This is a genomic window from Bradyrhizobium sp. SPXBL-04 (assembly GCF_051853035.1).
In the GTDB taxonomy this organism is placed as follows: Bacteria; Pseudomonadota; Alphaproteobacteria; order Rhizobiales; family Xanthobacteraceae; genus Bradyrhizobium; species Bradyrhizobium zhanjiangense.
In genome coordinates this window covers 7,507,286-7,530,681 of sequence record NZ_CP182472.1, presented here as the reverse complement: position 1 = coordinate 7,530,681, position 23,396 = coordinate 7,507,286, and the positions used below count along the sequence as shown (strand labels likewise).

At 63.2% G+C, this 23,396-nt stretch carries 19 protein-coding genes and 1 pseudogene; 16 read left to right on the top strand and 4 right to left on the bottom strand.

Going from position 1 to position 23,396, the window contains the following annotated elements; genetic code table 11:
* Positions 1 to 25 precede the first annotated feature (25 nt).
* Complete coding sequence (locus tag ACNJX8_RS35885; RefSeq protein WP_439358539.1) at positions 26 to 1,165, bottom strand: acyl-CoA dehydrogenase family protein; 1,140 nt, start codon at positions 1,163 to 1,165, stop codon at positions 26 to 28.
* Positions 1,166 to 1,878: 713 nt separating this feature from the next.
* Between ACNJX8_RS35885 and ACNJX8_RS35880 the strand changes: the two genes are divergently transcribed.
* The 5 genes and pseudogenes from ACNJX8_RS35880 to ACNJX8_RS35860 all read left to right on the top strand — a co-directional run bounded on the left by ACNJX8_RS35880 (position 1,879) and on the right by ACNJX8_RS35860 (position 5,866).
* A complete protein-coding gene (locus tag ACNJX8_RS35880) occupies positions 1,879 to 3,198 on the top strand; it encodes a Rieske 2Fe-2S domain-containing protein (RefSeq protein ID WP_439358538.1) in 1,320 nt (439 codons plus the stop codon).
* A gap of 9 nt (positions 3,199 to 3,207) precedes the next feature.
* Entirely contained in the window at positions 3,208 to 4,149 is a 942-nt protein-coding gene (locus ACNJX8_RS35875) for a PDR/VanB family oxidoreductase (protein WP_439358537.1), read from the top strand.
* A 71-nt stretch (positions 4,150 to 4,220) separates the two neighbouring features.
* The gene (locus ACNJX8_RS35870) at positions 4,221 to 5,369 is read left to right on the top strand and encodes a thiolase C-terminal domain-containing protein (protein WP_439358536.1); all 1,149 of its coding nucleotides are present in this window, start codon (positions 4,221 to 4,223) and stop codon (positions 5,367 to 5,369) included.
* A pseudogene (locus ACNJX8_RS35865) lies at positions 5,366 to 5,545 on the top strand (Zn-ribbon domain-containing OB-fold protein); the annotation flags it as partial. The gene ACNJX8_RS35870 and the pseudogene ACNJX8_RS35865, both read left to right, overlap by 4 nt.
* Entirely contained in the window at positions 5,546 to 5,866 is a 321-nt protein-coding gene (locus ACNJX8_RS35860; protein ID WP_439362026.1) for a Zn-ribbon domain-containing OB-fold protein, read from the top strand.
* Between the two features lie 34 nt (positions 5,867 to 5,900).
* Here the strand turns inward: ACNJX8_RS35860 and ACNJX8_RS35855 are convergent, their stop codons facing one another.
* From ACNJX8_RS35855 to ACNJX8_RS35845, 3 genes are all read right to left on the bottom strand, one after another.
* Entirely contained in the window at positions 5,901 to 7,337 is a 1,437-nt protein-coding gene (locus ACNJX8_RS35855) for an FAD-binding oxidoreductase (protein WP_439358535.1), read from the bottom strand.
* Positions 7,338 to 7,350: 13 nt separating this feature from the next.
* Positions 7,351 to 8,493 (bottom strand): alpha-hydroxy acid oxidase, encoded by a 1,143-nt coding sequence (locus ACNJX8_RS35850; RefSeq protein WP_439358534.1) that lies wholly within the window; start codon positions 8,491 to 8,493, stop codon positions 7,351 to 7,353.
* Positions 8,494 to 8,705: 212 nt separating this feature from the next.
* On the bottom strand, positions 8,706 to 9,677 hold the full coding sequence (locus tag ACNJX8_RS35845) for a LysR family transcriptional regulator (protein WP_439358533.1): 972 nt from the start codon (positions 9,675 to 9,677) through the stop codon (positions 8,706 to 8,708).
* 180 nt (positions 9,678 to 9,857) lie between these two features.
* Here ACNJX8_RS35845 and ACNJX8_RS35840 point away from each other — a divergent pair, with 180 nt between their 5' ends.
* The 11 genes from ACNJX8_RS35840 to ACNJX8_RS35790 all read left to right on the top strand — a co-directional run bounded on the left by ACNJX8_RS35840 (position 9,858) and on the right by ACNJX8_RS35790 (position 23,370).
* Positions 9,858 to 10,472, top strand: coding sequence for a UbiX family flavin prenyltransferase (locus ACNJX8_RS35840; RefSeq protein WP_439358532.1), 615 nt, complete (start codon positions 9,858 to 9,860; stop codon positions 10,470 to 10,472).
* Between the two features lie 31 nt (positions 10,473 to 10,503).
* Complete coding sequence (locus tag ACNJX8_RS35835) at positions 10,504 to 11,925, top strand: UbiD family decarboxylase (RefSeq protein WP_439358531.1); 1,422 nt, start codon at positions 10,504 to 10,506, stop codon at positions 11,923 to 11,925.
* A gap of 78 nt (positions 11,926 to 12,003) precedes the next feature.
* A complete protein-coding gene (locus tag ACNJX8_RS35830; RefSeq protein WP_439358530.1) occupies positions 12,004 to 13,044 on the top strand; it encodes an ABC transporter substrate-binding protein in 1,041 nt (346 codons plus the stop codon).
* Between the two features lie 19 nt (positions 13,045 to 13,063).
* Positions 13,064 to 13,903 (top strand): ABC transporter ATP-binding protein, encoded by an 840-nt coding sequence (locus tag ACNJX8_RS35825; RefSeq protein ID WP_439358529.1) that lies wholly within the window; start codon positions 13,064 to 13,066, stop codon positions 13,901 to 13,903.
* On the top strand, positions 13,900 to 14,667 hold the full coding sequence (locus ACNJX8_RS35820; RefSeq protein WP_439358528.1) for an ABC transporter permease: 768 nt from the start codon (positions 13,900 to 13,902) through the stop codon (positions 14,665 to 14,667). The genes ACNJX8_RS35825 and ACNJX8_RS35820 overlap by 4 nt, the downstream gene beginning before the upstream one ends.
* 53 nt (positions 14,668 to 14,720) lie before the next feature.
* A complete protein-coding gene (locus ACNJX8_RS35815; protein ID WP_439362025.1) occupies positions 14,721 to 16,445 on the top strand; it encodes a thiamine pyrophosphate-binding protein in 1,725 nt (574 codons plus the stop codon).
* Between the two features lie 89 nt (positions 16,446 to 16,534).
* On the top strand, positions 16,535 to 17,374 hold the full coding sequence (locus ACNJX8_RS35810; RefSeq protein ID WP_439358527.1) for a helix-turn-helix transcriptional regulator: 840 nt from the start codon (positions 16,535 to 16,537) through the stop codon (positions 17,372 to 17,374).
* Between the two features lie 129 nt (positions 17,375 to 17,503).
* Positions 17,504 to 20,506, top strand: coding sequence for a xanthine dehydrogenase family protein molybdopterin-binding subunit (locus ACNJX8_RS35805; RefSeq protein WP_439358526.1), 3,003 nt, complete (start codon positions 17,504 to 17,506; stop codon positions 20,504 to 20,506).
* Positions 20,503 to 21,318, top strand: coding sequence for an FAD binding domain-containing protein (locus ACNJX8_RS35800; RefSeq protein ID WP_439358525.1), 816 nt, complete (start codon positions 20,503 to 20,505; stop codon positions 21,316 to 21,318). The genes ACNJX8_RS35805 and ACNJX8_RS35800 overlap by 4 nt, the downstream gene beginning before the upstream one ends.
* Positions 21,315 to 21,833, top strand: a complete 519-nt coding sequence (locus tag ACNJX8_RS35795) for a (2Fe-2S)-binding protein (protein WP_439358524.1) — start codon at positions 21,315 to 21,317, stop codon at positions 21,831 to 21,833. Before ACNJX8_RS35800 ends, ACNJX8_RS35795 begins: the two co-directional genes overlap by 4 nt.
* Complete coding sequence (locus ACNJX8_RS35790; RefSeq protein ID WP_439358523.1) at positions 21,826 to 23,370, top strand: AMP-binding protein; 1,545 nt, start codon at positions 21,826 to 21,828, stop codon at positions 23,368 to 23,370. Before ACNJX8_RS35795 ends, ACNJX8_RS35790 begins: the two co-directional genes overlap by 8 nt.
* Positions 23,371 to 23,396 lie beyond the last annotated feature (26 nt).

The following is a 23,396-nucleotide window of genomic DNA, read 5'->3' as shown; positions in this document are numbered from 1 at the left end:
TTCCTCCCATTCGTTCTTTTGTGATTTATCGAAGCAGTTCGCGGGCAATCACGAGGCGCTGGATCTGGTTGGTGCCCTCGAAGATCTGGGTCAGCTTGGCGTCCCGCATCATCCGTTCGACGGGATAATCCATGGTGTAGCCGTAGCCGCCGAAGATCTGCACCGCGTCGGTGGTGACCTTCATCGCCATGTCGCTGCCGAAGCACTTGGCCATGCTCGCAAGCAGGTTGAGGCGCTGCCAGTCGCCGACGTCTCCGGCGCGGGCGCATTCATAGACCAAGGCGCGCGCCGCCTCGATCTGCATCGCCATGTCCGCCAGCATGAACTGGATGCCTTGGAATTCGGAGATGCTCTTCTTGAACTGCTTGCGTTCCTTGGCGTAGGCGAGGCTTGCCTCGAACGCGCCTTGCGCCAGCCCCACGCATTGAGCGCCGATCGTCGGCCGATTGAGGTCGAGCGCGCGCATCGAGGCCTTGAAGCCTTTGCCTTCCTCGCCGACGAGATTCTCGGCAGGGACGCGGACGTTATCCAGGAAGATCGGCGTATTCGGCGCGCCGCGGAAACCCATCTTACGCTCGTGGCGGCCGAAGCTGATGCCGGGCATTTTCTTCGGCTCGAGAATGAAGGCGCTGATGCCGTCCGAGCCGGGACTGTCGCTGGTGCGCGCCATCAGCACGATGTAGTCGGCGGCAACGCCATAGCTGCACCATTGCTTGCGGCCGTTGATGACGTAGCTGTCACCATCCTTCCGGGCCCGCGTATTGAGCGCCGAGACGTCCGAGCCTGCCTGCGGCTCGGAAATGGCGATCGCCGTGACCACGCCGCCCCTGGCGATGATCGGCAGGAACCGCTTGCGCTGCTCCTCCGAGCCGAAGTGCAGCAGTGGCATGATGAACATGGTGTTGAGGCCGGCGATCGAGGCACAGGCCGGCGAGACCTTCGAGATCTCCTCTCTCGCGATGCACATCATGGTGAGGTTGCCGTTGGGACCGCCATATTGCTCCGGGACCCAGAGCTGCATCAGGCCCATGTCACCGAAGATCTTCACGACCTCCTCGGGGAAGCGGTCGGTTTCATCGATCTCGGCCGCGATCGGCGCGACGTGCTTGGCGACGACTTTCTGAATGCTGTCGCGAAAGGCGACCTGCTCCTCGGTGAAGCTCATAGCGCTGCAATTCTCCTAGACATATCTCAATGGTTGGACCATTATAGGTGCAGAACAATGCCCTGTCGAGGGTCGAAATGCGCCGGGGTCCGCATGCGGGTCTTGCGCGAAAACTGCGCCGGCGGGTCAGGGAGGCGAATGCGGATGGGAAGAGCGCAAGGGAGACGCGATCGCGCCGAATTCATTCGGTGCAGGGAGGGATCGGACTTGGCGCATTCGCCGCGTCGACCCCGACAGGTTCAAGCCCGGGCAGATATCACGTTCCTCGGCCGGGCATTTTGCCCCGATGCCGGCCGGGCAGTCGGCGCTTGCGTATTCGCGCGCGGGCATTCGAGCACATGAACGCGGCGAGGCGTCCCTGAGAGATGGCGATGGGGCTGCGAGAACTGTTGTCGATACCCTATCTCTTGCAGGCCGAGGCAACCGAGAGTGGGCCCGGCCAATGGCGGATTCGTCTCGCTTACCCCGAGCTTCCCGGGTGCTCGGCCGAAAGCGCCGTGGTCGAAGATGCTCTGAGAGAGCTCGAGCGCCGGCGAATAGAAATCATCGTCGGACTCGTTGAACAAGGCAAGCAGCCGCCCGTGCCACGCCGGCCACTCTCGACATCCGATCCAATCTGGACTGCGCGTGAGCTGGGTCTCGCGGAGCGCGTGGCTCGGCTGCTGGACCGGCCGCCGCAACAATGATCGCGCAATCGCCTACGGAGGACGCCAATGCTGACGCACGAAGATAATGAGCGACTGGTCAGGGTCGGAAAGGGGACGCCCCTCGGCGATCTGTTCCGACTCTATTGGATTCCGTTCCTGCCGTCCGCCGACCTTGCCGCCGACGGTCAGCCCAAGCGTATCCGGTTGCTCGGGGAGGACCTCGTTGCCTACAGGGACAGCGAAGGGCGGGTCGGCCTGGTCGACCAGGCATGCCCGCACCGCGGCGCGCCGATGGTGTTTGCGCGCAATGAAGATTGCGGTTTGCGCTGCGTCTATCACGGCTGGAAGTTCGACGTCACCGGCGCAGTGACGGACATGCCTGCCGAGCCGGTGCGCAGCCGCCTTAAAGAGCGGGTGCGGATCAAGGCCTATCCCTGCAGGGAGCGCAACGGGATGATCTGGGCCTATATGGGGCCCGAGCAGGTCGAGCCCCCGCCGCTGCCCAATGTCGAATGGAATCTCGTGCCGCAGGATCAGGTGCATATCTCGCTGCGGGTCCAGGAATGCAACTGGCTACAGGCCGTCGAAGGCGAGATCGACTCGGCGCATGCGCCGTTGCTGCATGGACGCCTGGATTCGCAGGGCACGACCAGCGCCTGGATCCAGAAGCGCGATCTCCGCCCGACCTTCGAATGCATCAAGCAAGATTTTGGGATGAGCATTGCCGCGCGGCGCCATTATGATGCCAACACCTTGTACTGGCGGGTCAACCAGTTCGTGCTGCCGTTCTATACGCTGGTGCCGCCACTGTCTCCGTTCCCCGACCTGAGCGGGCACGCCTGGGTTCCGATCGACGACGAGAACACGCTCTGCATCATGTTTTCGTATCATCCCTCGAAGCCGTTGTTGCCGAAGACGCGCCAAGTCTTCGCGGAAGGTCACAACGGCCGCGAGAGCGGACATGCCAGCCGGCATGCGCTGGTGCAGCAGCCGGTGACGGTTCCTTATGCCGGGTACTGGACCAGGTACAATCCGCAGAACGGATTCCAGTTCGACTACGAAGCGCAGCGGACCACGTGGTTCTCGGGTCTGCCCGGGCTTTGGGTGCAGGACGGGGCGTGTCAGAGCGGGGTGTCGCCGATCTTCGATCGCACCAGGGAAAATCTCTGCGCGAGCGATACCGGCATTGCGATGACGAGACGGTTTATCCTCGAAGCGCTCGGTGCGTACAGAGACCACGGCGTGAAGCCGAAGGGTGTCACCGATCCCGACGTGTTCATGGTCCGGGCGGTATCGTTACGACTGCCGCCGGAAGAACAATGGGCTGACGTCGGCGCGCCCTTCATGAAGGCCAGGCTTGGGGCCGATTTCGGCTACGATGTGTGAGGCGCCGCGATGCTGCAGCTGCGTGTGAAGCGGATCACCCCCGAGGCAGAGAGCATCAAATCATACGAGCTCGTCCCGCTCGATGCCGCCGAGCTCCCGGCCTTCACTGCCGGCGCTCACATCGATCTGCACCTGTTGAACGGCCTCATTCGTTCCTACTCGCTGGTGAACGACCAGCGCGAGCGGCATCGTTACGTGATTGCAGTCAACAAAGATCCGGCAAGTCGCGGCGGCTCCGCTTTCATCCACGACCAGATCCGTGCAGGCGATACGGTCGTCGCGTCCGGCCCGCGCAACAACTTCGCGCTCGTCGAGCACGCGGATCATTCGATGCTGATTGCGGGCGGGATCGGCATCACCCCGCTGCTCTCGATGGTCCGTCGGCTCGAGGCACTCGGACGGCGCTGGCAGCTGTTCTATGCCGCAAGAACGCGACGGGTCGCGGCATTCCTGGACGAACTCAACGTAGGTCGGCCAGACGTCCTGCATGTTGACTTCGATGACGAGCGGGCAGGCCAGCTATTCGACCTCCAGGGCATCGTGGCCCGGGCGCCGGCGAACGCCCATCTCTACTGCTGCGGCCCAACGCCGATGCTGGAGGCGTTCGAGGCGGCAACAGCCGGACGGCCCGCCGATCTCGTTCATGTCGAGTACTTCAAGCCGAAGCAAGAAGCGGCGGTGGAAGGCGGCTTCGAGATTCGCCTCGCCCGCAGCAATCGCGCCATCTTGGTGGAGCCCGGCAAATCGATCCTCGATGCGCTGCTGGAAGCCGGGATCGCCGCGAGCTTTTCTTGCATGGAAGGCGTCTGCGGCACCTGCGAGACGCGCATCCTGGAGGGCATACCCGATCACCGCGACCAGTTTCTCAGCAAGGAGGAACAGGCAACGAACAAGACGATGATGATCTGCTGTTCGGGCGCGAAAACGAAAACACTGACGTTGGACCTCTAGATGCGCAACGAGGACACGAGAGTTTGAGGTCAACGCAGAGATCAGAGCGCACGCTGCGAGGCCGGGTCGCCGTGATAGGCATCGGCGAGACCGAGTATTACCGCCACGGGACCTCACCTGATCCGGAGTTCAAGCTGGCCCTCAATGCGATCCTCGCCGCTTGCGAGGATGCCGGGATCGATCCGCGTGAGATCGACGGTTTCTCCTCCTATGGCGATGACCGTAGCGAGGCGTCTCGCCTCGCTGCTTCGCTCGGCATCCGCCAGCTTCGTACGGCCACGATGCAATGGGGCGGTGGCGGAGGCGGCTGCTGCGCCGCTGTGGCCAATGCCGCGGCCTCTATTGTCGCTGGCCTTGCCGATTGCGTGGTCGTCTTCAGATCTCTGGCCCAAGGCCAACACGGCCGCTTCGGCCAGGCCGGAGACATCGACACGGTCTCTGGCGAGAGGGCATACTTGATGCCTTATGGCGTGCTGGCTCCGCCTCAACGCTTTGCAATGCGCGTTCGTCGTTTCATGCACGAGCACGCCGTGCGTCAGGAGGCGCTCCGAGCGATCGCGCTGGCGTCCTACCGTCACGCCCAGGCCAATCCACGCGCGGTCATGTACGGCCGTCCGCTCGACCCCGAAAAGTACGACGCCTCGCGCTGGATCACCGAGCCTTTCCATCTCTATGATTGCTGCATGGAGAATGACGGCGCCGCAGCGATCGTGCTCGTCGCTGCCGATCGCGCCGGCGAGTTTCGCAGCAGGCCGGCCTACCTGCTGGGCGCGGCGGTGGGATCGGGATATCGTGCCGGAGCTGTGCCGCACAACGCGCCCCAATATGCCAGTGCCAGCTTCGATACGGTCGCAGCCGATCTCTATCGCATGGCTCGTCTCGGGCCGGCTGATGTCGGTGTCGTTCAGTGCTATGAGAATTTCACGGGAGGCGTGGTGATGGCGCTGGCAGAGCATGGTTTTTTCGCGCCGGGCGAGGCCAATGACTTCCTGACGCCCGAAAACCTGCTCGCGCCTTCGGGACGTCTTCCGCTCAACACCAGCGGCGGGAATCTCGCCGAATGCTACATGCATGGCTTTGAGTTGGTGCTAGAAGCCGTGCGCCAGGTGCGCGGCACGTCCGTGAACCTCGCCGAACGCAATGACGTGGCGATGGTGATCGGTGGTCCGATGGTCACACCGGTCAGCAATCTTGTCCTGGGCTCGGAGGCGACGCTGTGAGCAGCTCGGACAGCTCTTTCTATCTTCCCGAGGGGCTTCCGATTCCAACGGCCGAACCGGACGGGCTATCAGCACCATATTGGAAAGGCTTGCGCCAAGGCCGACTCCTCGTGCAGCGCTGCAGCGGGTGCGGGACCTGGCAATTTGGCCCCGAATGGATCTGCCACCGATGTCACGTGTTCGATCCCGACTGGGTCGAGATCGCCCCGCACGGCCGCATCTTCAGCTGGGAGCGCATCTGGCATCCGTCGCATCCGGCACTCCGGCAGCACGGGCCGTATCTCGCAGTCCTGGTGGAGTTGCCACATGCCGGCCGGATCCGCATGATCGGCAACCTCCTCGGCGATCCCATGCAGGAGGTCACGATCGGAGCCGAGGTCGCCGGCGTGTTCGAGCAGCATCCGGGTAGAGATCGGCCATACGCGCTGCTGCATTGGGAGTTGCGGTGGGCTTACGGCAGTGACGGCATGCTCGCAAGGCGCACACTTTGTCGATGACTGTGTTTTGTTGCAAGTGGGACGATCAGCGGAACTAGGTGAGAACTTTTCCGGGATTCATCAAACCATGCGGGTCAAAAGCTCTCTTGAGTGCGCGGAATGCGCGCAGCTCGACTCCAGACTTGTAGTGGGCCAACTCCGACGCACGTAGCTGGCCGACACCGTGCTCCGCGCTGATGGAGCCGCCAAGGTCGGCGACGATGTCGTGGACGATACGGTTGATTTCTTCACGTCGCCGCGCAAAGGCGGCCGGTTCAACACCCAGGGGCGGCATTGGATTGTAGTGGATGTTGCCGTCGCCCACATGGCCAAAGGCGAAGGGACGGATGCCTGGTACGACCTTGGCCAATGCTGCATCAGCGCGTGCGATGAACTCAGGCACCTGCGACACCGGCACCGAGACGTCGTGCTTGATTCCCGCGCCGCCCGCCTTCTGTGCCTCGGCTTGGCCTTCGCGCAGCGCCCAAAGACGCCGGCGTTGCGCTTCGGAATCTGCAAGCACGCCGTCGATGACCAGGCCCTCTTCCATCGCTTTAGAGAGCGCTTCTTCCATCGGGCTGCGCAACGTCCCCGGCTCACCCTGGCCTGCGGCTTCGATCAGCGCATACCATGGATATTCTTCGGCGAAGGGTGGAATGGCGCCAGGTAGGGCGACTAGCACCCATTTCATGCATTCCTGCCGCATCAGCTCGAAAGCATTGAGGCTTTCGCCCAGATGCGCGCGGGCAAGGTGCAGTAGGTCCAGCGCGGCTGCCGGCGTTGGCAGCCCGACGAGGGCCGTTGCGAAATCGCGTGGTCTTGGAAACAGCCGCAGTGTCGCTGCCGTGATAATGCCGAGCGTGCCCTCGGCTCCTATGAGAAGCTGCTTCAGATCGTAGCCAGTCGAGTCTTTACGCAGGCCCCGGAGCCCATTCCACACTCCGCCATCGGGAAGCACCGCTTCCAGGCCGAGCGTGAGCGAGCGCATATTACCGTAGCGCAGAACCTGCGTACCTCCGGCATTTGTCGAGAGATTGCCGCCGATCTGGCAAGATCCTTCAGAAGCGAGGCTCAACGGAAATAGTCGATCGACGCGGGCAGCATGCATCTGCACGTCCGCCAGCGTCATTCCAGCCTCGACGGTCATGGTGTCGTTGGACGGGTCGATAGCGCGCAAAGCGCGCATCCGCTCCAGCGAAATGATCACGCTGTGCGCATCGGCCGGCTGAGCACCGCCTGCCAAGCCGGTGTTACCCCCTTGTGGCACCATCGGAACGCCCGCCCGTCGACATGCCGTCACAACGGCTGCCATCTGGGCAGTGGAGGAGGGGCAGACGATGTAGCGCGCGGATCCCCGGAATACACCATCGAAAGAAACGCAATACCGCTCGAATTCGGCCCTTTGCTCGATCAGACCTTGAGAACCCACAATCCCGCGCAGGCGTTCGTCAAGATCATCCGTCAGCATTTCGCCGGTTGTGGCAATGAACACGACGTCCTCTCCTTCAGGTGAAATCGAACGCGTCCCGATGACGGCGCGTCAGTCGGCTGAGCATGTCGACCGACGGCGCACCAAGTTGCCCCATGGCGGTCTCCAGCTCTTCCTTCAAGAGTTCGGCCACATAGGTCGCGCCGCTCTCTCCGAGCGCACCAAGCCCGAGAAGAAATGCGCGGCCAGCAAGTGTGCCGTGCGCGCCCAAGGCAATCGCACGCGCGACGTCCAGCCCCGATCGGATTCCGCTGTCGAACAGGATGGTCGCCCTGGTCCCAACACATCTTGCTATGGCTGGTAGGACGTCGATTGCGGCGGGCGCTGCATCGAATTGTCGGCCCCCATGATTGGACACCAGGATGCCGTCTACACCTGCAGCAACAGCCTGCTCGGCGTCGGCGGGATGCATGACGCCTTTCACCACCAATGCACCGGGCCAGGCGTCGCGCATCCGCTTCACGGTATCCCACGAAAACGTACCCTTGATCTGGCTCTGCACAAACCCGGCAGTTCCTGCCTGCGTTGGCGGCTTGTCGACGTAGTGCTCCATGTTGCGAAAAGCCGGCGTTCCTTCCTTAAGCAGGGCCAACAACCAAGGAAGCGAGGAAGCCACATCGAAGATAGTCTTGAGAGTCGGACGAAACGGCACGACCAGGCCGTTCCGCAAATCGCGGGAGCGCTTTGAGCGAACCGGCGCATCCAAGGTCGCTGCGAGCACATGAACACCGGCGCTTCCGGCCCGTTTGATCAGATCAAAGGTCACGGAATGGTCATTTGCCGGCAGACCGTAGAGCTGAAACCAAGCGTAGGGACCGGCAAGCCCCGCGACCTCCTCGATCGTGGCGGTGGCAAGCGTGCCGGCCATATAAGGAATCCGCGCCTTCGCGGCCGCAGCGGCAAGAATTTTGGTGGCGCCGGGCCAAACGATGCCGTCCACGCCTGCCGGCGAAATACCGATCGGTGCGGCGCATCGCACGCCGAACAGCTCGACCTCCGTGTGCACCGGTCCCGGTGCACCGTAACGTGGGACCAATTCCACCGCATCGAGCGCTTGACGATTGCGCTTCGTATTCAAATCTCCTCCCGTGCCGCCTTCGAGGAAGTCGAAGGCAAAACGCGGAATGCGACGGCGGGTGCGGCGTTCGATGTCGTCCAAGGTGGGCAACCGCTGACGCAAGCGCGCCTCCGGGCTTGTTCCAGCGCCGGCACCCCAGGAATTCTTTTGCGGAGATGCGTGGCGGCGAAGATCGCCCGACATGAACTGAGCCTTTGTTGCGTGACGGCTCTTCTCATAAGGCGCGTGCAATCATCATCGCAAATAATTAGAGATGATGACTGCTATAGTTTCTGATGATTGATGAAGGGTGTTCAGCGCGACTTGATGCGGGGCCCCTTCCGGCGCCTTGGGGCCGCCGAGGAGGCCGGCTGCATGTAATTGCTTGCCGACGCCGCCGCCTCGACAAGGTCCTTGCAGATGATATCCAGCACCGCTTTCGCCGCGGCCGATACGGTTCTTCTGGGATGATGTACCCAGGCGATCGATCGGGCGATCCGCGGTTCGGCAAAGCGATGCGCCTTTACCCTGCCGTCCGCCAGCGATTGCTGAAGGGCAATGGTCGGCAACACGGTCACAAGATTTGTGGTGGCGATCACGTCGCAGACCGCGGGCAAGGTATCGAGTTCCAAGCGAGGCTTCAGTTCGATGCCGGCTGCGGCGGCGTGCTCTTCTAGGATCATGCGCAGGCCATGCCGCTTCGACGGCATGACCAGGTCAAAGTCGGCCAGGTCGCCGAAACGCAGGTTCGCTGGCGGATTTATCGGAGCATCCTTCCGGCAGGCAAACACCATTTCTTCGTCCATCACATGGTGCGTCGCGAGAGAAACGCGCCTGCGCGGCACGTTGATCAGCGCAAAGTCGAGCTGTCCGGAGTTGACCCAGTCGGTCAACGTTTCCGTATAGCCCTCGCAGGCCGAAAGCGTGATCTCCGGATAGAGATGCGCGACAGTTGCAGACGAACTTGCCATTGTGCTCTGCGCCACGGACGTGATCAGGCCGACTGATACACGGCCGGAAATACGCCCGTTGAGCCGCGCCATTTCCTGCTTTGCGTATTCGACGTCGCGCACGATAGGCGACACGAGTCGCGAGAACGTCTCGCCTGCAACTGTCAGTGTCATTCCGTGGATGCTGCGCTCGAAAAGCTTTTGGTCCAACTCGGCCTCGAGCTTGGCAATCTGCATGCTCAGTGCCGGCTGAACGATATTGAGCTGACGGGCGGCGCGCGTGACGTTCTTCTCCTCCGCGAGGCAAAGGAAGTATTGCATCTGCCTGAATTCCATCGATCTCTCCTCCCTGCGCGCGCTGCACATCCGGATGGCCGCCACGACATCACTAAAGATGATTGAACTTATCATCAATCATTATTTGTTCTGATGCCCGCTTGCCTCTACTGTTGCTTCAAAGCTTCGGGCGCTGGCCGTCACTTGCGTCGAGGCACTAAGGGAGTTGAGGGAAACGTCATGCAAGATCGGGCGCCCACGCGGCTGATTATCGGCATTTCCGGCGCGTCCGGCGTCATTTACGGCGTGCGCTTGCTGCAATTGCTGCGCAATGCCGGGATCGAAACGCATCTCGTGATGTCAAAAACAGCCGAGCAAACCTTCGCCTATGAGTCCGACCTGAAGATCGCCGAGGTAAGGTCGCTCGCCCATTCCAACCATGCTAACGACGACATGGCGGCCTCCATTTCCAGCGGCTCGTTCCGCACGGCAGGCATGATCGTCGCACCGTGTTCGATGCGGTCGATGTCGGAGATCGCCTCCGGCGTCACCACAACGCTGCTGACGCGGGCCGCCGACGTCGTGCTCAAGGAGCGCCGCAAGCTGGTGTTGATGGTGCGCGAGACGCCCCTCCACACGGGACACCTGCGTACCATGACGGCGCTCTCGGAGATGGGGGCGATCATCGCGCCGCCGGTGCCGGCGTTCTACGCCAAGCCCGACAGCCTGGACGACATGGTCGAGCATACTGTCGGACGTGTGCTCGACCTGTTCGACATCGACATCGGCGTGGTGCGCCGGTGGGGCGAGGACGAGGCGTTGAAGCGTCGTTCGTTGCGAAAAATTGCCCCCTGACGATCCAAGAAGACCAAGGAAGAATCGCAGCATGCGGACCGAGAATCTGGCCAGAGCCGCCGTGGCCGAGGCGCCCAAGGACTTGCGGGCCTGGCTCGCGCACCTCGCCGAGCGCGGCAAACTCGCCGTTGCCCGTGAGGGAGTGGCGCTTGCCGACGAGCTCGCAGCGATATCGAAGCGGCTGGAGCGCGAACGCGCGGTATTGTTTCCGAGGCCGGAGGGACACGAGATTCCGGTGGTGGCGAATCTGTTCGCGGCGCGGGACTGGGTCGCCGAGTCGATTGGTGCTGACGAAGAGCAATTGCTGACTCATTTCCTCGCAGCAGCGCGTGCGCCGCTGCCCAGTCGTGAAGTTTCAAGCGCGCCGGTCCAGGAGGTCATCCACAGTAAGGTTGACCTTCTCCGGCAATTGCCGATCCCGAAACATAACGAGCGGGACAGCGGGCCCTACATTACGGCAGGCCTGTTGATCGCCCGCAACCCGCGCAACGGCACGCAGAATGTCTCGATCCACCGCTGCCAGATCAGCGGGCCAAACCGCATCGGGGTTCTGTTGCTGCCCAGGCACACGCTGTCCTATTTCCGCATGGCTGAAGAGGCAGGCGGGGCTCTCGAGATCGCGATCGTCATTGGAGTTCACCCGGCTCTGATGCTTGCGTCACAGGCGATCGCCGCCCTGGACGAGGACGAAATGGGGATTGCCGGCGCACTGCTCGGTCACGCGATTGACGTTGTGAAGTGCAAGACCAACTCCGTCCGCGTTCCCGCCCATGCGGAGATCGTCATCGAAGGGCGAATCCTTCCCGGTGTGCGTGAGCCGGAGGGCCCGTTCGGCGAATTTCCGCAGTATTACGGGCCGCGCGCCGATCGTGAGGTGATCGAGGTCGACATGATCACGCACCGCGCCCAGCCGATCTACCACACCATCGTCGGCGGCGGCTACGAGCACCTCATTCTCGGCGGCGTTCCGCGCGAGGCAACGTTGCTGCAACATTTGCAGCGCAGCTTCCCGAATGTGCTCGACGTGCGCCTCACCCGCGGCGGCACCTGTCGCTACCATCTTGCCGTCAAGATGCACAAGATCGCGGACGGCGAGCCGAAGAACGTCATCATGTGCGCCTTCGGCGCCCATTATGACATCAAGCAGGTGGTCATCGTCGACAAGGACGTCAACATCAGTGATACTGATGAGATCGAGTGGGCCGTGGCGACACGCTTCCAGGCCGATCGCGATCTTTTGGTTATTTCCGGTGCGCTCGGCTCCAAGCTCGATCCGACCACGAACAACGGCATCGGCGCCAAAATGGGGCTCGATGCGACCGTGCCGGTCGACGCACCCGAACTCGAGTTCAAGCGCATCCACGTCAAGGGCGAGGAAGATGTCGATCTCGCTGCGGTCCTGGAAAAGGATCCCAATGCCGCTTTTTCTCGCGTTGTCTCAAGAGCGCGGTAGGCGAGCGGCAGAGCCGTACGCAACAACCAAACGCGTCCAGCAAGTCGCGGACTGCGGATAAACATTGGGAGGTAGTACATGTTCGTTAAGACGATCGGCGCGGGCCTGACCTTGAGTTTCTTGGCGCTGTCGAGCCTGGCGCCGGCGCAAGCGGGAAAGGCTGACGAGGTCAAGGTCGCGATCAACAACGTAGTAAGCGACGTCGTCTTCCACCTGGCGGCCGAGCGCGGCTTCTTTGCAGAACAAAATCTCGACGTCACGCTGATCAGTTTCGATTCCGGCCCGAAGATGATCGCTCCGTTGGGGGCCGGCCAGATCGATGTTGGTGCCGGTGCATCGTCCGCAGGTCTCTACAATGCGGTCGCGCGCGGTATCAATGTGAAGGTCGTCGCGGACAAGGGCTCCACGCCGCGCTCCTACGACTACATGCCGTTGCTGGTACGAAAGACGTTGGTCGACAACGCCAGCGTCAAGAGCGTTGCAGACCTGAAAGGGCTGAAATTCGGAGAGGTCGGGCCCGGAGCCGCGACCAACGCAAAGTTGAGCCATATCCTCGGCAGCGCCGGGCTGACTTACAAAGACGTCAATCACAACTTCATCAACTACCCGCAGCAGATCGCAGCCTTCAGCACGGGCGCCATCGATGCCGCGATCACGACCGAGCCTTCGGCAACGCAGGCGGTCAATAGCGGTGTCGCCGTGAAATTCGTGGCCGACGGTTATGCCGATCAGCAGGTCGCCGTGCTGCTCTATGGTGGCGACTTCATCGCCAAGCGTCCGACGGTGGCGGAGCGCTTCATGGTCGCCTACCTCAAGGCGGCGCGCGTTTACAACGATGCCACGGCGGGCGGGAAGTTCGCCGGCAAAGGTGCCGACAAGGTGATCCAAACCATCATGAAGAGCACGGGTCTCAAGGATCCCGGTCTTTTCGAGAGAATGGTGCCGAACGGCATCGACCCCAACGGCAAAGTCAATATGAAGAGCATGGCCGATGATCTGAAGTTCTTTGCCGATAACGGCTATCTAGAACGGCCAGCCAAGGTCGAGGATGTCGTCGACGGCTCATTCGCCGAGAAGGCCGTGCAGAAGCTTGGTCCCTACAAGACCGCCGAGAACTGAGCAAACGCGAGGATCTGTAATGGCTATGACCAGCGTGTTGAACAAGCAAGGCCGGCCTGAGGTGGTACCATCGACACCGCAGCTGTCGCTTGCGGGCGTCACCAAGCAGTTCGGTACGTCAGGCTTCGTTGCCCTTGACGGCATTACCATCGATATCCCGCAGGGGCAGTTCTTTGTCATCGTCGGCCCCAGCGGTTGCGGCAAGACCACGCTGCTTCGCATCTTGGCCGGGCTGGATACCCACAGCGCTGGCAAGGTCGTCGTCAATAGAACCGACGAGAAGCGACCGGTCAATTCCATGATCTTTCAGGGCGATTCGCTGTTTCCATGGATGACGGTGTTCGACAACGCCGCGTACGGCCTGCGAATGCGGCACGTTCCAGAGGCGCAGGTCACTGACACCGTTCGCTCATGGCTTGTGCGTATTGGCCTATGGCGATTCCGCGACCGCTACCCCAGTCAGCTCTCGGGTGGCATGCGGCAACGCGTCTCGATCGTACGTGCGTTTGCCAACGATCCGGAGATCCTGTTCATGGACGAGCCGTTCTCGGCGCTGGATGAACAGAACAAGCTTCTGCTCCACGAGGAATTGTTGCGAATCTGGGAGGCGACAAAGAAAACAGTCGTGTTCATCACCCACAGCGTGGACGAAGCCGTCACGCTGGGTGACCGCATCATGATCATGACGGCAAACCCGGGACGAGCGAAAGCAGTCCTCGACGTGCCGTTCCCGCGTCCACGCAACGTGCTGGAGCTGCGGCAAAAGCCTGCCTATGGCGATCTCGTCTTTCACATCTGGGAGCAGTTGCGCGAGGAGGTGCAACGCGCACGTCAAAACGCCGAAGGAGGTAGGGTATGAGCGTGGAGGTCAAAGGCCGCGACAGGCTGGTCGGAATCGGCACTCCCGTCGTGTTGCTGGGGCTCTGGGAGTTCGCCGCGTATTTCGGGCTCCTCGACACCCGCTTCTTTCCGCCGCCCTCTGCCATCGTTCATCAGTTTGCCGCGCTGATCGCTTCCGGGGAGCTCGGCGCCAATATCATGGCAAGCCTCAAACGTCTCGGGCTTGGGATGTTGCTCGGCGGCATTCCAGCACTGCTCCTTGGTCTTGCCATGGGTATATCGCGGCCCCTGCGCGCGGCGATCGATCCCCTGATCTCTGCGACTTATCCGATACCGAAGAGTGCCATTCTCCCGCTCGTGCTGCTGATTTTCGGGTTGGGGGAGATGTCGAAGGTGGTCATGGTTGCCCTTGGCGCGTTCTACCCGATTGTCATCAATACGGTGGTCGGCGTCGCCAACATCGATAAGATCTATCTCGACGTCGGACAGAACTACAGGGCGAACCGCTGGCAGGTGTTTCGGACCATAGCCCTGCCGGGCGCGCTGCCCGCAATTATGGCGGGCGTGAAGCTCGCGGTTGGCATGGGACTGATCCTGATCGCGATTTCGGAAATGGTCGCCGCCAGCGACGGTATTGGCTACATGATCTGGAACGCCTGGCAGGTTCTGACGGTCGACACGATGTATGTCGGCCTCTTGGTCATCGCCGTGCTCGGCTTCCTGTTTTCGGTCTTACTCGATGAGATCGAACATCGGCTCATTCCCTGGAAGAGCCGAACATGAAAGGTCGCGAGTCTTCCACGATGAGACTATCGGCGGCCGACGACCCGTCAGGAATGAAGGCCTCGTACCCGCGCAGCGGCGGCGAAATCCTGATCGACACGCTGAGAATCCATGGCGTCGACACTGTGTTCTGCCTGCCGGGGGAAAGCTTCCTGGCCGCGATCGACGCCCTGGCCGGAGCAAGCGATGCGATCCGGACCGTCGTAGCGCGTCATGAGGCCGGTGCGGCCCACATGGCTGAGGCTTATGGGAAGCTGACCGGCCAGCCGGGCATTTGCTTCGTGACGCGTGGGCCAGGCGCAAGCCACGCAGCAATCGGCGTTCATACCGCCTCGCAGGACTCGACGCCGATGATCCTTTTTATCGGACAGGTTGCCCGGGGAATGTTGGGCCGTGAGGCCTGGCAAGAGGTCGAATTTCGTCAGATGTTCGGTGGCATGGCCAAATGGGTGGTCGAGATTGACCGCGCTGACCGAATCCCGGAATTGGTCAGTCGTGCGTTTCATGTCGCGGTATCGGGGCGTCCGGGCCCAGTTGTTGTCTCACTTCCCGAGGATATGCTGGCCGAAGAAGCTGTGGCCGAGAATGCCAGACCCTATCAGCGGGCGGCGGCGCATCCGAGCGTCGAGCAGCTCTTGCGCCTTGCCGAAATGGTCGAGGCTTCCGAGCGGCCGCTTGTTCTTGTCGGCGGCGGCGGGTGGAATGCGCGCGCTTGCGCAGACCTCGCGACTTTTGTCGAGACATTCGACTTGCCCGTCGCTGCAGGTTTCCGGCGGCAGGATATTCTGGACAATCGGCATCCAAACTATGTGGGTCATGCCGGACTTGGCCCAAGCACGAAGCTCGTTCAACGTATTCGCAGCGCAGACCTCATCATTGCAATAGGCGGTCGCCTGGGCGAGACGACGACATCAGGATATACCCTGTTCGAGGTGCCGCGGCCGTCGCAGCGCTTTGTTCATGCGCATGCCGACCCGAACGAACTCGGCCGCATCTACCAAGCCGACCTCCTGATCAACGCCGGCATGCCGGAATTGGCTGCCGCCATCGCGCAGCTACGGCCGCAGGATGGATCGGAGGCAAGCGGGAGAGAGCGGCGGAAAACCTGGATTAGGGCCGCTCGCGCGGATTTCGTCGCCGAGCAGGTACCGGGACCGATGCCGGGTCCCGTGGATCTCGGCGCAGTCATGCTGCATTTGCGCGAGGTGCTTCAAGCGGACGCGATCATCTCGAATGGCGCCGGCAACTATGCCATCTGGGTCCACAAATTCCATCATTATGGCGGCTTCCGGACCCAGCTTGCGCCCACCTCGGGTTCAATGGGCTATGGTCTGCCAGCGGCGATCGCCGCCAAGCTGGTTCATCCTCAGCGTACGGCTGTTTGTTTCGCGGGCGACGGCTGCTTTTTGATGAGTGCGAACGAGCTTGCTACGGCTGCGCAATATGGCCTCGGCATTATCGTGGTCGTCGTCAACAACGGCATGTACGGCTCAATCCGCATGCACCAGGAGAAGGAATATCCAGGACGAGTACACGCGACGGCACTGGACAACCCGGATTTTGCGGCTCTGGCGCGCGCCTTTGGTGGTTACGGCGAACTGGTCGCCGACACCGAGACATTTGCTTCGGCGTTTGCGCGGGCCAAGGCGTTCGCCGACGAGAAACGCAAACCCGCCGTTCTGGAACTTAGGATCGATCCGGAAGCGATCACTCCCAATGCAACGCTTACGCAATTGCGGGAGCGTGCACGGGCCGCGCGTGGTGTTGGCCTGCAATGAATGATGCTTGCCTCAGTTCAGTCTCGCGCTGAGAGTTGGTCCGGCCTATGATGACGGGAAAGGACGGCAATATCTGAAGGGAGGCCTAAGTGTCCACAGCTCTGCGCATCGCTCACGGTGCCTTCGGCAGGGTTGCTCTGCTCGACATGGACCGTTCGCTGGTCCGCCACGCCCATCATCACTGCCACGTCCTGCTCAAGGTCGAGGGCGCCGACACGCAGTTTATGGTCGGCGACCAGGTCACCCCACTCACGGACATCACCGCTGTGCTGGTCGATGGGTGGAAGCCTCACGCCTACGTGCATGACGTCAACCGGCCGCGCACGCTCATCATGGCGCTCTATATCGAGCCGGAATGGCTGAAGGAGTTCCGACCGGGGTGGGCCGCGAGCGGCGCGCCGGGCTTTTTCGAGCGTCCGTCGGGCGAGGTGTCGCCGCGCATCCGCCAGCTCACGCTGCATTTGGCGGCCGAAATGATGGCGAATCCAGATGCCGTGCGGACGCACGAGGAGATGCTGTCCGATCTGATGATCGCGGTGATCGAGCGCTTCACGCCCTGGCGCAGCTTCCCGACCTCGATCCGTAGCATGAGCGCGGTGAGCTGCGATTGGCGCATCCGCCGCGCGAGGGATGCGATGCGCGCTCAGGATTCCTATGGCAACGTCGACCAGTTCGTGAAGGGCGCAGGCCTGTCGCGCGCGCAGTTTTTCCGCCTTTTCGAGACCTCGCTCGGCGTCTCGCCAAAAATCTATCTCAACGTCGTCCGCATGGAGCGCGCGCTGGAAGCCGTGATACGCGAGGACACGCCGCTCGGCGAGCTCAGCGAGCGGTTTGGCTTTCCGGAGCCGGCGCATTTCACGCGCTTCTTCCGCGATCATGCCGGCGTCAGCCCGCGCGAGTTTCGCAACGTCTCTCGCCTTGCGGGTTGATATTGCGCTGCACGTGCTCGAATGAGACGATTTGGTAAGTCGTGAGAGCGGGCGGTATGGCCCGCGCGGCCCCTGTCCTGACAAGTGTCACCGTCGCGTCAAAGAACGCGTCGGGAGGTATGCCGGGACATGTTGCAGGCGGTCAAATCCGCAAATCCGGGAAGCGGCAATGAGTCGTGGGTCGGGCGCTCGATCGAGCGTGTCGAGGACGCTGCGCTCCTCTCCGGCCGCGGCCGCTTCATCGACGATCTCGGCGTTGCGCCCGGCACGCTGCACGCGACCATCCTGCGCTCGCCGCATGCGCATGCCGATATCCTCTCGATCGACGCTGAAGCTGCAAAACGCCTGCCGGGCGTTGCCGCAGTTCTGACCGGCAGCGATGTCAAGGCGGTCACGACAAGTCTCGTTGTCGGCGTGAAGGCGCCGGTCGAATGCTGGCCGATCGCGATGGACCGCGTGCGTTATGTCGGTGAGCCCGTGGCCGTGATCGTCGCGACCGATCGCCCGCGCGCCGAAGATGCGGCCGAGCTTATCAATGTCGAATATCGCCCGCGCGGCGCCGTCGTCGATCCGCTTGGCGCACTCGCGCCAGGGGCGCCTTTGCTGCATGATGGCTTTCCCGGCAATCTCGCCAGCGATCGTTCCTTCCGCTACGGCGATCCCGAGAAGGCGTTTGCGGAGGCGCCGCATCGCTTCTCCATCGACATCCGCTATCCCCGCAATTCCTGCACGCCGATCGAGACCTATGGCGTCGTCGCCTCGCACGACGCCGGCGAGGATGCTTATGAGGTGCTCGCCAATTTCCAGGGGCCGTTCAGCATCCACACCGTGATCGCACGTGCGCTGAAAGTGCCCGGCAATCGCTTAAGGCTGCGCACGCCACCGGACTCCGGCGGCAGCTTTGGGGTCAAGCAGGGCGTGTTTCCCTATATCGTGCTGATCGCCGCCGCCGCGCGCATCACCGGCAGGCCGGTGAAGTGGATCGAGGACAGGCTTGAGCATCTCACCGCCTCGGTGTCGGCGACCAACCGCGCAACGACCCTGTCGGCGGCAGTAGCAAGCGACGGCAAGATCCTCGCGCTCGACTGGGACCAGGTCGAAGATTGCGGCGCTCACTTGCGCGCGCCCGAGCCGGCGACGCTCTACCGCATGCACGGCAACCTGACCGGCGCCTACGACATCATCCACGTCAAGGTTCGCAACCGAGTAGTCGTCACCAACAAGACGCCGACCGGCCTCAACCGCGGCTTCGGCGGCCCGCAGGTCTATTTCGCGCTGGAACGGCTGGTGCAGCGCATCGCGATTGGCCTCGGCCTCGACCCGCTCGATGTGATCAAGCGCAATCTGATCGGCGTGGGTGCGTTTCCCTATCGCACCGCGACCGGAGCGTTGCTCGATTCCGGCAACTATCAGGAGGCCGTCGCGCGCGCGGTCGAGCAGGGCAAGCTCGCTGAATTGAAGGCGAAGCGCGACGCTGCGCGGGCAGAGGGGCGCCTCTACGGCATCGGTTTCACCGCCGTGGTCGAGCCCAGCGTCTCCAATATGGGCTATATCACCACCGTGCTGACCGCGGCCGAGCGCCACAAGGCCGGACCCAAGAACGGCGCGCAGGCGACTGCGACCGTCGGGCTCGATCCGGTCGGCAGCGTCACCGTGCACGTGGCGTCCGTGCCGCAGGGGCAGGGGCATCGCACCGTGCTGTCGCAGGTCGTCGCGGACGTCTTCGGCCTGCAGCCCAGGGACATCCGCGTCAACACCGAGATCGATACCGCCAAGGACGCGTGGTCGATCGCGTCAGGGAACTACGCCAGCCGGTTCGCCGCGGCGGTCGCGGGCACGGCGAAGCTCGCGGCAGAACGTGTCGCCGGCCGTCTAGCTCGCATCGCCGCCAGCCAGCTTAATGTCGAAGCCGGCGACATCGTGTTTGCGAAGGGTCTCGTCGCCTCAAAGCACAATCCGGAGAACCGTATCGCATTCTCGCGCGTCGCTGCGCTCAGCCATTGGTCGCCGGGCTCGCTGCCAGATGATGCCGGCCAGACCATTCGCGAGACTGCGTTCTGGACCCCACCGGAGCTCACGCCGCCGGACGACGAGGACCGTATCAACTCCTCGCTCTGCCACGGCTTTATCTTCGACTTTTGCGGCGTCGAGATCGATCCGGTCACGCTGGAGACGACGATCGACCGCTACGTCACCATGCATGATTGCGGCATCATCCTGCATCCCGGCATGGTCAACGGCCAGATCCGCGGCGGCTTCGCCCAGGCGCTCGGCGCTGCGCTCCTCGAGGAGTATGCCTACGCCGAGGACGGCAGTTTTCTGACGGGAACGCTCGCCGACTATCTGCTGCCGACCACGACCGAGGTGCCGGAGCCCGAGATCTTCCACATGGAGACGCCGTCGCCGTTCACGCCGCTCGGCGCCAAGGGCGTCGGCGAAGGCAATTGCATGTCGACGCCGGTGTGCCTTGCCAATGCGGTCGCCGATGCGCTCGGCGTTGCCGACATCACGCTGCCGCTGGTGCCGGCGCGTCTCGCTGAGCTGGTGCGTGGTGCCGAGCCGTCGCCAACTGCAGGCAGCGCAGCTGCGGTACCCGTGCGCGAAGGCGACAGGCGGCTGCGCGGCGAGGGTCAGGCCTCACTGAAGGGCGCGCCGGAGACGGTCTGGGCGATGCTGCTCGATCCCGCGACGCTGCAATCGGTCGTTCCCGGCTGCCGGAGCGTGGACAAGATCAGCGACACCCATTTCCGTGCCGACGTCACGCTCGGCATCGGTCCCGTCACCGGCCGCTATCGCGCCGATGTCGAGCTGTTTGATCTCGATCCACCGCGTGCCGTCACCCTGCGCGGTGGCGCCACCGGTGCGCTCGGCTTTGGCAGTGCTGAGGGACGCATCACGCTTGCGCCCGATGGCAACGGCGGCACGAAACTGACCTACAGCTATGACGCCGCGATCGGCGGCAAGGTCGCCAGCATCGGCGGCCGCCTGCTCGACGGCGCCACGCGCGTGATCATCGGCCAGTTCTTCACCGCGCTTGCGCACAAGGCCGGCGGCGGTGGCGCGGAGGGCGGTGGCTTCTCGCTGTTCGCGCTGCTGACGAAGGCGGCCGGTCTATTCGGGAGGCGCCGATGAAGCCGCCCGCATTCGACTATCTCCGGGCCGAAAGCATCAGTGACGTCCTCGAAGGCCTCGCGCAGCAAGGCGCCGATGCTCGCGTGCTCGCCGGCGGGCAGTCGCTGATGGCGATGCTCAACATGCGCCTCGCCAAGCCGAAGCTTCTGATCGACATCATGCGCGTCAAGGAGCTACGCCGGATCGAGCGGAAAGCCGATGCCGTTATCATCGGCGCCGGCGTGCGCCAGGCGGATCTCCTGGCCTGGCCGGATCTGGCCGAGGCACTGCCGCTGGTCGCGTTGGCGCTGCCCTGGGTCGGTCATATGCAGACCCGCAGCCGCGGCACCATCTGCGGCTCGCTCGCGCATGCCGATCCCAGTGCCGAGATGCCGCTGACGCTGGTCGCGCTTGGTGGCGAGGTGCTTTTGCGTAGCGCCAGGCGGCGCCGCCGGGTCGCCGCAAAGGACTTCTTCGCCGGCATGATGCTGACCGCGCGTGCCGATGACGAATTGATCGAAGGCATCTCGTTGCCTGTCATCAGGGGATCGCGCGTCGCCTTCCGCGAGGTCGCGCGCCGGCACGGCGATTTCGCCATCGTCGCCTGCGCCGCGATGAAGACGCCGACCGGCGTGCGCCTCGCCGTCGGCGGGGTCGCCGACGTGCCGACCGCGCGCGACTGGCCGCGGCTGGAGGGGACTGCGCTCGATGACGCCCTCAATGCCTTCGCCTACGAGCTTGGCGCCCGCGACGACGTTCATGCCACCGCGCGCTATCGCCGAGACCTGGTGCGCATGATCGGCCGCGATCTGATCGGCGAGGTGCTCCAATGACCCGACTCAAGGCAGATCGCCGCCATCCCGTCCGCTTCACGCTCAACGGCAAGCCGGTCGAGGGCGAGGCCGAGCCGCGCATGCTGCTGTCCGATTTCCTGCGCCACCAGCTGGGCGCGACTGGAACCCATGTCGGCTGCGAGCACGGCGTCTGCGGCGCCTGCACGGTGGTCGTCGACGGCATGCTGACCCGATCCTGCCTGACGCTCGCCGCACAGGTCGACGGTTGCGAGCTCAAAACGGTCGAAGGGCTCGCGCCCTCGGCCGACCGGCTCGGCGTGCTGCAGCAGGCGTTCCGCCGCCACCACGCCCTGCAATGCGGCTTCTGCACCGCCGGCATTTTGATGTCGCTCGACCATTATCTCGCGAAGAACCCGGCGCCGACCGAGGCGGAGATCCGCGATCTCCTCAGCGGGCATATCTGCCGCTGCACCGGCTACACCCCGATCATCCAGGCGGCGTTAGATGCCGCCGCCGAGCTCACTTCATCCAACAAAGAGACGGCAGATGCTTGATCTCGCCAGCAGCTTCGTTGCCAGTGCCGCGCGCGATCCCCACGCCATTGCCCTGGTCGACGGCGAACTCCGCCTGACCTACCAGCAATGGTACGACAAGATCTCCGCGCTGGTCGCATCCTTCGATCGCCTTGGCCTCAAGCCCGGCGATCACGTCGTCACGCTGCTGCAGAACCGCTGGGAGGCGGCGACGCTGCATTGGGCCTGCCAGTTCGCAGGCCTCGTGGTCACGCCGATCAACTGGCGCGCCAAGGCCGACGAACTCGATTACTGCATCGAGAACGCCGAGGCCTGCGCCCTGTTCTATCAGGACATCTCCGCCGAGGCCGTGCAGGGCTCGGTGCTTTCAGGCAAGCTGCTACGCGTTTCCGTCGATCCCGGGACGGGTGAGGCGACCAGCTTCGCCGACCTGATCAAGGAGGCCGCGCCGGACGCCGAGCCGCGTGTCAGTGCCGATGCCTGGTCGATCATGCTCTACACCTCGGGCACGACCTCACGTCCCAAGGGCGTGCCGCGGCGCCATCGCGCCGAGCGCGCCGCGGCGATCGCCCACGTCGCGCAAAATCTCTACGGCCGCGGTGAACGCACGCTCGGCGTGATGCCACTCTACCACACCATGGGCGTCCGCTCGCTGCTGGCGATGTCGCTGATCGGCGGCACCTTCATCTGCCTGCCTCGCTATGACAGCCGCCAGGCGCTGGCGCTGATCGAGAAGGAGGAGATCACCAATCTTTATCTGGTGCCGACGCTCTATCACGACCTCGTCCATCACGAGGCCTTTGCCAAAACCGACGTGTCGAGCGTCCGCAAGCTCGGCTTCGCCGGCGCGTCGATGACCGATGGCCTGCTGAAGAAGCTGAACGAGGCGTTCAAGCCAAACCTGTTCGTCAATCACTACGGCAGCTCCGAAGTCTACACCTTTACGATCGACCAGAACGCGGCGGCAAAGCCCGGCTCCGCCGGCAAGGCAGGGCTGAACCAGCATGTCAAGATCGTCCGCATCGGCGCGAAGTCGGTGGCGGAGCTTGCCACGGTCGGTGAGGAGGGCGAGATCATCGCTACGCTCAAAGGCGACGAGGCGTTTGAAGGCTACTGGCGCCGTCCAGAGGCCGATGCAAAATCGCTGCGTGAAGGCTGGTATTTCACCGGCGATACCGGCTACGTCGATCCCGACGGGGATCTGTTCGTCACCGGCCGCGTCGACGACATGATCATCACCGGCGGCGAGAACGTCTCGCCGGTCGAGATCGAGAGCTGCCTGTCGCTGCATCCAGCCGTGGACGAGGTCGCGGTTGTCGGCGTTGCCGACGAAAAATGGGGCAAGGTCGTCGCCGCCTTCGTCAAGCGCAATCGCGCCGTATCCGAAGCCGAGCTGGAGCAGTTCTGCCGGACCTCTGGGCTCGCCAATTTCAAGCGGCCGCGCCGCTACGTCTTCGTCGACGCGATCCCGAAATCGCCGGTCGGAAAGCTGCTGCGGCGTCTGCTCGTCGCCGGAGAATACGAGGCCGAACGCCTGCCGCCGTCGGACGCGGCCTGATCCTCATCCATTCAACAGAAGGAAGC